9 protein-coding genes and 1 tRNA gene are annotated in these 9,761 nt (G+C 44.5%); 5 read left to right on the top strand and 5 right to left on the bottom strand.

Annotation, left to right across the window (positions count from 1 at the left end; translation table 11 throughout):
- Positions 1–309 precede the first annotated feature (309 nt).
- A complete protein-coding gene (gene istA, locus D0T57_RS14620; RefSeq protein WP_255490619.1) occupies positions 310–1,911 on the top strand; it encodes an IS21 family transposase in 1,602 nt (533 codons plus the stop codon).
- Positions 1,912–1,916: 5 nt separating this feature from the next.
- Complete coding sequence (istB, locus tag D0T57_RS14615) at positions 1,917–2,669, top strand: IS21-like element helper ATPase IstB (protein WP_304487055.1); 753 nt, start codon at positions 1,917–1,919, stop codon at positions 2,667–2,669.
- 212 nt (positions 2,670–2,881) lie between these two features.
- On the opposite strand, the gene D0T57_RS14610 is transcribed toward istB, so the two are convergent.
- The 5 genes from D0T57_RS14610 to prfA all read right to left on the bottom strand — a co-directional run bounded on the left by D0T57_RS14610 (position 2,882) and on the right by prfA (position 6,541).
- Positions 2,882–2,954: transfer RNA gene (locus tag D0T57_RS14610), tRNA-Gly, on the bottom strand.
- A gap of 120 nt (positions 2,955–3,074) precedes the next feature.
- A complete protein-coding gene (locus tag D0T57_RS14605) occupies positions 3,075–3,503 on the bottom strand; it encodes a SufE family protein (RefSeq protein WP_163274220.1) in 429 nt (142 codons plus the stop codon).
- Between the two features lie 2 nt (positions 3,504–3,505).
- A complete protein-coding gene (locus D0T57_RS14600; protein WP_163274219.1) occupies positions 3,506–4,513 on the bottom strand; it encodes a M28 family peptidase in 1,008 nt (335 codons plus the stop codon).
- Positions 4,514–4,596: 83 nt separating this feature from the next.
- Positions 4,597–5,418, bottom strand: coding sequence for an orotidine-5'-phosphate decarboxylase (gene pyrF, locus D0T57_RS14595; protein ID WP_163274218.1), 822 nt, complete (start codon positions 5,416–5,418; stop codon positions 4,597–4,599).
- Between the two features lie 37 nt (positions 5,419–5,455).
- Positions 5,456–6,541, bottom strand: coding sequence for a peptide chain release factor 1 (gene prfA / locus D0T57_RS14590; protein WP_163274217.1), 1,086 nt, complete (start codon positions 6,539–6,541; stop codon positions 5,456–5,458).
- Between the two features lie 475 nt (positions 6,542–7,016).
- On the opposite strand from prfA, the gene D0T57_RS14585 reads away from it, so the two are divergent.
- The 3 genes from D0T57_RS14585 to lpxB are packed head-to-tail and all read left to right on the top strand — an operon-like array spanning position 7,017 to position 9,520.
- Entirely contained in the window at positions 7,017–7,538 is a 522-nt protein-coding gene (locus D0T57_RS14585) for a hypothetical protein (RefSeq protein ID WP_163274216.1), read from the top strand.
- Positions 7,539–7,554: 16 nt separating this feature from the next.
- A complete protein-coding gene (surE, locus tag D0T57_RS14580) occupies positions 7,555–8,325 on the top strand; it encodes a 5'/3'-nucleotidase SurE (protein WP_163274215.1) in 771 nt (256 codons plus the stop codon).
- A 58-nt stretch (positions 8,326–8,383) separates the two neighbouring features.
- Positions 8,384–9,520, top strand: a complete 1,137-nt coding sequence (lpxB, locus tag D0T57_RS14575; protein WP_163274214.1) for a lipid-A-disaccharide synthase — start codon at positions 8,384–8,386, stop codon at positions 9,518–9,520.
- Positions 9,521–9,761: the final 241 nt, after the last annotated feature.

Below are 9,761 nucleotides of genomic sequence, written 5' to 3'. Positions count from 1 at the left end.
GATCTGACTTGATCTTAAATACTTGTTTGCGAAAATCTAGTGAATAACTCATTCTCAAAGATACTAAAAATATGTCAAATTATTATGATTTAACTATACGATTCCTGTCTTAGATAAAGATAGACCCGGAGCTACCCGTAAGGGCTGTATAATATAATTGAAAAGTAGTCCACTAAAATAATTGAAAAGTATACCACCAGTTAAGTAAAATCTAAGAGCGATTATAATAAAGCTCTGTGTTTTGCTAACAAATATTAACATTATAAATTCCTTTGTGTATTAACCAACACAGAGGGTAAAATGATAACAATGGTGGAAAAACAAACAATTATCCATATGTACCGTACGGTTGGGTACAGTAAACGGGCTATAGCCAGAGAATTGGATATCAGCCGTAAAACCGTTCATAAGGTTATTTCTGAGTATGAATCAGCTTTAAACTGCCCTGATCCAGAGTCCTCTCTGGAATCGGTATTAACTACCCAATCACGTTATAACAGTTCGCGGCGAGGCCCTCGTGTTATTGTCGGTAGCCTGAAAGATTTGATAGACGACTGTTTAGAGAAGAACGCCCGTAAACGTGCTATGGGTCTCAAGAAGCAGTGCATGCGCGGTAAGGATATCTACGAACTGTTGATAGACAAAGGCTTTCAGGTCAGTTATACGGGAGTTTGTAAATACATCGCCTCTGCTAGTACTGAGAAGAAAGAAGATAAATCCCAGGAAGCCTTTATCCGAGGTTATTATCCACCGGGAGAGTCCTGTGAATTTGATTGGGGTGAAGTCAAGCTTTACTTAAACGGTAAGCTTCAACGTATCCAGATGGCAGTCTTTACCCTGAGCCATAGTAACGGGCGTTATGCCTGGCTGTTCCATCATCAGGACCAGTTAGCCTTTATGGAGTCGCACCGCAACTTCTTCCGCCAGGTGAAAGGTGTTCCCTTGATTATGGTCTATGACAATATGCGTGTGGCCATCAAAAAGTTTGCCGGGGAAGAGAAGAAGCCCACAGAAACCCAGCTTCGTATGAGCAACTTCTACCGCTACCATTACCGCTTCTGTAATGCCCGTGCCGGTTGGGAAAAAGGCCATGTGGAACGTTCGGTAGAGTATGTCAGGCGTAAGGCTTTCAGTATCAACCTGCATTATGCTTCATTGAAAGATGCCCAGGAGCACCTGCTGGCTATCTGTGAAAAGATCAACTCGCGCAGTGGTAGCCCTTCGACGATTAATAAAGTGGAGGAACTGGCAGCAGACCTGGCAGCATTAAGACCCTATACCAATGAGATGGGATGCTTCCAGATGGCGGAGTACAAAGTCGACAAGTGGTCTACAATCTGCATGAACTGTTCCCACTACTCGGTTCCCGATACACTGGTAGGCAAAATGGTTACCGTTAAGATGTACTCCGAGAAGATTGTTATCCTCTATAATAATGACAAGGTGGCTGTACATGAACGCATCTACTCAAGGCAAAAGGGATGGTCTATCAAACTGGAACATTACCTGAACACCCTCTTGCGCAAACCCGGAGCACTGAACACTTCACTGGCATTAAAGCAAATGCCACAGCAGATACAAGCCTTGTTCAATAAACATTTTACAGATAAGGCCAGGGACTTTGTCTTCCTTTTACAGTATGCCAGGGAGAACGATTTTAGTGATAACGATATAATAGAAGCATACACTTCATTAAAGGCACGAGGCCTGAGAAGTATATCGGCAGACCAGATCAAAGCCATGCTCTATGCCAATAACGAGCCCCAGGCGACCCAGGATGAACCCATCTATCTGGATGAAAGCCATAAGAGCGGCTCTGCCCTGATTGAAGACGGAGCCATGAGGATACTGATGGATCTATCACGCATAATGGACACAGAGAACAATATAAAAATCATCACCAAAAATTAATAATCATGAGACAAGAAGTATTTAATATCAATAGTATGCAAATGGATAATCTGAACGAAAAAGAAAAAGTGTTTAACTATGCCAAAGAACTTAAGCTAACTGTTATGCGGGATGAACTCGATGACTTTATTACCTTGGCAACCGATGAGAACTGGTCGTACCGGGCATTGATATGCCAGCTCTTAACCAAGGAGATGGACATGCGCATCGAAGCACGCCGCAAACAGCGGATCAGGATAGCAGGATTCCCTGAACTAAAGTACCTTCAGGAACTGGTAAGGGAAGAGTTGCCTAAAGATGCACAAACAGCACTACCGGAACTTGAAACGCTGGAATTTATCAAGGATGGACGTAATATCGTATTTTGCGGTAACCCGGGAACAGGCAAAACACATATGTCCATAGGACTTGGTATTAAAGCATGCCTGGAGGGATATACTGTCTTTTTTACATCCGTACCACGCCTGCTTACACAAATCAGGGAATGCCGTTCTCAAAAAAGTCTCAGGCAGCTTGAAATGCGCTTCCAAAGGTATGATATGGTCATTTGTGACGAATTTGGATATGTCTCTTGTGATAAAGAAGGAGGAGAACTGCTCTTTAACCATCTGTCTCTCAGGGCAGGTAAGAAGTCCACAATCATTACTACAAACCTGGCTTTTGACAGATGGGGAGAAATAGTAAAGGATAAAGTTCTCGTGGCGGCGATGGTAGATAGGCTCACACATAAAGCATATCTTATCAATATGAATGGATAGTCTTACAGAGTTAAAGAAACTAAAAAAATGTTACAGTCTAATGCAGAATAAATATCTTTGAACCATCTCATCCGAGACACTTAGTGGTATACTTTTTACATTGATCCCCCTAAACCACCATTTCAACTAGAACTAAAAAACAAAAGACCTCTCAAACTACTGTTTGAAAGGTCTTTATTTTTGTTCTCTCTAAAGTGTCTTTTTAGAACCAGAGCGAAAGACGGGATTCGAACCCGCGACCCCGACCTTGGCAAGGTCGTGCTCTACCAACTGAGCTACTTTCGCATTTGCGATTGCAAAGATAGAGTCTATTTTTATTTTTTCAAAATTTTTCGTTATTATTTTATGCTATTTTCTTAAAATATTTTTCAACATAATTGTAACCCATGCTCCAAAGCTATAAAATCAACCTTGTCCTTTTGCTTTATAAGCCATTGCGTAGAAACGCATCTGCTTGAGCATAGACACCAGCCCGTTGGAACGGGTAGGTGAAAGGTTCTCTTTCAGCCCTATTTTTTCTATGAAATAGAGGTCGGCATCAATTATTTCGTCAGGTGTACGTCCCGACAGCACTTTAATCAAGAGCGCTATTATGCCTTTTACTATCACAGCATCACTTTCTGCTTTGAAGTATAGCTTCCCGTTTTCATAATCGGCTTGCAGCCATACACGACTCTGACATCCAACTATCAGGTTGCTTTCGTTCTTATATTTTTCGTCGAGTTTTTCCAGCGAATTTCCCAATTCTATCAGCAGTGAATAGCGATCCATCCAATCGTCGAACAGGGAGAACTCTTCTATTATCTCGTCTTGAATTTCGTTTATCGTAGCCATTTTTACATTTCTTTATAAATAACTTCGAGTACTGTTTCCCCTACAGCTTTCAGGGTTTCTTTGCTTATATTGCTCATGTCGTCTTTTTGTGTGTGCCACGAGTGGAAAAAACCATTTTCTGTCCCCAACCGATAGTCGATGATGTCTATGCTTGGCACACGCCTTATCTCGTTTACAGGCACGTGATCGTCGGTTACACCACCACCTTCTTTATTGATGAAATATTTGCTATGCCCCAGTTGCCTTGCAGCAGTCCATACTTTGTCGAGAACATTCCTTGCATAGCGGTGCGAATAGTATTCCCTGTAAAATGTAGCACCTTCAGTGCCCACCATATCGAGTAAGATGCCGAATTTAGCTTTATAATTTGGTATATGCGGATTCTCAGACCAGTAGCGCGAACCTAAACACCATGTTTTGCCAGAATCGCCCTTATATTGTTGGGCTGCAAAATAGGGTACCCCATAGTCTTCTGCATCAAAAAAAATAATGTCTACTCCTATTTCGGGAGACCGGCTTTGCAGCACACGGGCTACTTCGAGCAACACGCCTACCCCACTACCGCCATCGTTGGCTCCAAGCAAGGGTTTATTGTAGTTTGCCTTGTCGGGGTCGTGGTCCGAATACGGACGTGTATCCCAATGGGCAAAAAGCAACACCCGGTTTTTCTTATCTGCCCCGTACGTGCCTATTATATTACGTGCATTGAGCTTTGTGCCATCGTAGGCGGCTACGACCATCTTCTGTTCGGTAACTTCTGCGCCAAAGCGTTTCAGTTCGCTTACCAGATAATCGCCGCACGCTACGTGTTGAGCTGTATTAGGTACACGCGGGCCAAACGAAACCTGCTTGTCGATATAGGCATATGCGCTGTCGCTGCTAAAGTTGGGCGCAACCTTCTCGTAACTTACCGCCGCAGGCGTGGTATTGTTATTCTGGGAAGTTTTCCCACACGAGCACGCAATAAAGAGAAATGCGCAAGTAATCGCTGTTATGTTTTTTGCCGTCATTTTCATTCGGTTTTATATAATGTCCGGTTGTAAAGATATAAATAAACCGGGAATAGGATATTATTCTAAAGTATGCTATTCACTTAAAAATCTTTAAGATAGCCAGCCATCTCTTCTTGCAGTTTTTTAGCTTCAGCTCCGGCTGTAGAAGCATAGTCGAGCGAACCGTCGGCATAGATAATGGCTCTCGAAGAGTTGACCAACAGGCCGCATTGCGCGTTCATCCCGTATTTTACTACTTCTTCGAGGCTGCCGCCCTGCGCGCCTACACCCGGCACGAGCAAGAAGTGATTAGGAGCATATTTGCGTATATCGGCAAACATGCTGCCTTGTGTGGCTCCTACTACATACATCAGTTGCTCGTCAGTAGCCCATTCTTGCGATTTTTTCAGCACTTTCTCGAAAAGGCGTTCACCGTCCTTGTCTTCAGTCAATTGGAAATCGGCAGAACCTTTGTTGGATGTCAAAGCCAGTAGAATCACCCATCTGTTTGGATATTTAATAAACGGCTTCACACTGTCTTCGCCCATATATGGGGCTACGGTCACGGCAGAAGCTTTAAGGTGTTCGAATGCCGACGCCGCATACATTTCCGACGTATTGCCTATATCGCCGCGTTTGGCATCGAGGATGATAAACTGGTCGGGATATTTAGTACGGATATATTCAATAGTTTTTTCCAAAGCCAAAATGCCTTTTATGCCCAGGCTTTCGTAGAAAGCAGCATTAGGCTTATATGCTACACAATATTTTGCGGTAGCATCTATTATGGCCTTGTTGAATGTATAGATAGGGTCTTCTTCTTCAAGAAGGTGCGATGGTATCTTTTTTATGTCGGTATCGAGCCCTACACAAAGGAAAGATTTCTTCCGTTTTATATTTTCGAATAATTCTTGTTTTGTCATTTCTTTATAGTTTACCGGTTTTCATTTACTCATTGATTTACAATTCGCTTTCCTTCATCCTTTCGGCATTTTCGGCGATTATCAACTGGTCGATAATGGGTTGTATATCGCCATCCATTACTCCGGTCAGGTTGTATATGGTGAGATTGATACGGTGATCTGTCACCCGTCCCTGCGGATAGTTGTAGGTGCGTATCTTTGCCGAACGGTCGCCGGTAGATACCATCGTTTTGCGTTTCGAGGCTATCTCCGCCTGATATTTCGACAGTTCTATATCGTACAGCTTCGTCCTCAGCATTTGCATAGCCAACTCCCTGTTTGCCAACTGCGAACGCGCCTGCTGGCATACTACAACAATGCCCGAAGGCCTGTGCGTAAGCTGCACTTTGGTTTCCACCTTATTTACATTCTGCCCTCCTGCACCACTCGAACGGGCTGTTTGCATATCTATGTCGGCAGGATTTAGTTCCACGTCTACTTCTTCGGCTTCGGGCAACACAGCTACGGTGGCTGCCGAGGTATGCACACGCCCCTGTGTTTCGGTAGCCGGTACACGCTGCACGCGGTGTACGCCCGATTCGTATTTCATTGTACCGTAAACTCCTTCGCCCGTCACGGTGAATATTATTTCCTTATATCCTCCCGATGTGCCTTCGGTAAGGCTGGATACTTCTGTTTTCCATCCTTTTAGCTCGCAATACTTGATATACATACGGTAAAGGTCGCCGGCAAATATGGCAGCCTCGTCTCCTCCTGTACCGCCACGTATTTCCACGATGGCATCTTTGCTGTCTTCGGGATCGGCAGGTATCAGCAGTAGTTTTATTTCTTCCTCAAGTTCGGGTAGTCGGTTGTTGGCTGCATCAAGTTCCTCCTTTGCTATCTCGCGCAATTCGGCATCGTTTTCCGAGTCGAGTATCTCTTTAGCCTCTTCTATGTTGGTCAGCAGTTGCTTATATTCGTTGCGCGCCGTGTTTATTTTTTCGAGGTCGCGGTATTCTTTATTCAGTTTCACATAACGCTTCATATCAGCTATCACCGAAGGGTCGGTAATAAGCGTGCCTATCTCTTCGAAACGTATAACCAGTGCGTCTAGTTTTTCCAGTAAGGATGACTGTGCCATTATTGTTGTTTTTATTTCGGTGCAAAGGTAATCAAAAAAGGTGAATAGATTGATGTTGCCACATCATTCTATCAGGGCAAACACATGAAAAAATGATATTCCAGTTTTGACTACTGTAGGGGCGAATTATCATTCGCCTGCAGATTTTTTTTTATTCCGGGCGAATGATAATTCGCCCCTACAAAGCTCAGAATTGAGCTTGGATAAATTTCATGCGTTTGCCCTGATCATTCTATTTATTGAAATCCGACAGTATAATGGAAGTAAGATCCTGCTTAAACAGCCCATAATGGTACTCGGCGTAACCATCGGACAAATAGATATTGACTACCAGAATTTTACAATCGCCCCGACCACTCCCCCTCTTTTCCTTCCCTAACAAGGATTAACTATTTATAATATATTGTAGCAATGCGGGTTTTGTCATTGGTACAAAAAAGTTTTATACCTTTGTGTTCCAAACCATAAAATGAAGATGAAAACCGGATTATTACTTACATTACTTACATTGTTTCTTTCAGTTCAGGCATCTGCCACACCTCCCGCAAACATCAAAAACAAAAAAATAGAGCTATCTTACCTCGAACTGTACGACGACATCATCAGATTCGCAGCCACCGATGTACACCAGATGATATTGCGTAAAAGCAAAGGCTACCTATGGCCGGCTACCAAAGTTTTGCTTTTCAAAACAGACGATAAGCTGTTTTTCAACATCACGGCAATAGACAACGCGTGGAGCAATATGCTTATCGACAGCGAAACCCCTCATGGCTACTTTGTTTTGGGCGGCAGGATGTTTATCGTGGTCACCAAAGACGACAGCGTCAACCTCGACGACTATTTCATTTTGAGGGACGATATAAAAAAACAAAATTTCACCAAGTCGGAAAATACTGAAAATACCGAAAGCGGCTGCCCCATATGGTACTACCTGCACAAAGGCGATATGGCTACGGTAGTAAATTCAGTAAACATGGCTAAACTGGGACGCTAATAAAAAAGCAACAGCAATGAACAACAAACCACTCATACTCATCACCAACGACGACGGGCTGCACGCCAAAGGGATACACGCGCTGATAGACAGTGTAAAGCCACTGGGCGAAGTGCTTGTAGTAGCTCCCGACGGGCCCCGGTCGGGCATGTCGAGCGCAATAACCTCGCTGCAACCCCTGCGTGCAATCCTCGAAAAAGAAGAGGAGAACCTCAAGGTCTATAGCTGTACAGGCACACCAGTAGACTGTGTAAAACTGGGTATCAGCGAACTGGCAGGGCGCAAACCCGACATCGTGCTTTCGGGAATCAATCACGGGTCGAATGCCGCCGTAGCTGTGCTCTATTCGGGAACGATGGGGGCAGCACTCGAAGGGGCAGTATTCAAAATACCGTCGATAGGGTTCTCCCTGCTCGACCACAGCCATCAGGCCGACTTTTCGCACACTACAGAATATGTGGCCGCCATTACCCGGCAAGTACTCAAAGAAGGGCTACCGGTAGGCACATGCCTCAACGTGAACATACCCAAAGGCAACGAACTGAAAGGCATAAAGATATGTCGCCAGACATCGGGCAAGTGGATAAACGAGTTTGTAAAATCGAAAGACGGGGCAAACAAACCCGTATATTGGCTTTCGGGCGAATTTGCCGACGATGAGCCGTACAACGAAACGACTGACGAGTGGGCTTTGAAACACAACTATGTGTCGGTGGTGCCTACAAGGATAGACATGACGAACCACAAGCACATGGAAGAAATAAAGAGCTGGGAAAAGCTTATTTGAAAGAAAAAACCTGTAACTTGCAACCTATGTGGCTTGCAAATTGTAACTCGCAACTAATATGAAATACTTTCTTGTAGCAGGCGAAGCATCGGGCGACCTGCATGGTTCGAACCTGATGGCGGCATTGAAGGAAAAAGACCCTCATGCCGAGTTTCGTTTCTTTGGCGGCGACCTCATGCAAGCGCAAGGGGGGCATCTGGTAAAGCATTACAGAGAGATGGCATTCATGGGCTTCGTACCCGTGCTGCTCAATCTGCGCACCATCTTACGAAACATGAAGATGTGCCAGCAGGAAATCGTAGCCTTTGCGCCCGATATGGTTATCCTCATCGACTATCCCGGCTTCAACCTCGACATAGCCAAATTCGTAAAAAAACATACCAAAATACCGGTATATTACTACATCTCGCCCAAAGTATGGGCATGGAAAGAATACAGGGTGAAATCATTCAAGAAGTATGTAGACCAAATGCTGTCGATACTGCCCTTCGAAGTCGATTTCTACAAGAAACACAACTACCACATACACTACGTAGGCAACCCTGTAGTAGACGCCGTTGCCAACTTCAGGCAAGAAAACGAAGGCGATACATGGCAAACCTTCGCCGAAGATAACCACCTTGGCGACAAGCCCGTAATAGCCCTTCTGGCAGGTAGCCGCCGGCAGGAGATAAAAGACAACCTGCCCGCCATGTTGCAATCGGCAGGAAAGTTCAGCGATTACCAAATGGTGATAGCCGGCGCACCGGGCATCGAACCCGAATACTACAAGCAATACATTGGCAGCCACGACTGCAAGATTATTTTCGGACAGACCTACCGCCTACTGCAATACGCCAAAGCAGCCCTTGTAACATCGGGCACGGCTACGCTCGAAACAGCCTTGTTTCGTGTGCCACAGGTGGTTTGTTACAAAACGCCGATACCGCATATCGTGTACTGGACTTTCAAGAACGTACTGCATACCAAATATATTTCGCTGGTCAACCTGATAGCCGACAAAGTTGTGGTGCAGGAACTTTTTTCAAAATTCTTCTCGGTAGAAGCAATACAAGCCGAAACCGATAAATTGCTCAACGACTACGTATACCGCGACAATATGCTTGCCCAATACGATGAAATTATCGGCATACTGGGCGCACCGGGAGCCTCGGCAAGAGCTGCTGATGTGATTATCGGCTTGCAGGGTAAATAAATGGCCGTTAGCTTGTAATTATTAGCCGTCTTGTTGCTGTGCGAGCAGTCGAATACCTCCTCTGTCACACTGACGACAGGGGTAGAAAACCGTTACTTATGCCTTAAAAATAAAATCCAATAAGCTTTTTGTAGAAAAATTATATTGCTGTCCGGTAAAACTCTCTAAAGATAAAAAAATATTGCTCGGCTACTGATTTTCAGCAGTCGAGTTTTGTTTTTCTTATTCCAAGCCCCCTCAG

The sequence above is a fragment of the Dysgonomonas sp. 511 genome, assembly GCF_010501105.1.
GTDB lineage: Bacteria > Bacteroidota > Bacteroidia > Bacteroidales > Dysgonomonadaceae > Dysgonomonas.
This window is presented reverse-complemented; position numbering and strand designations above follow the sequence as displayed.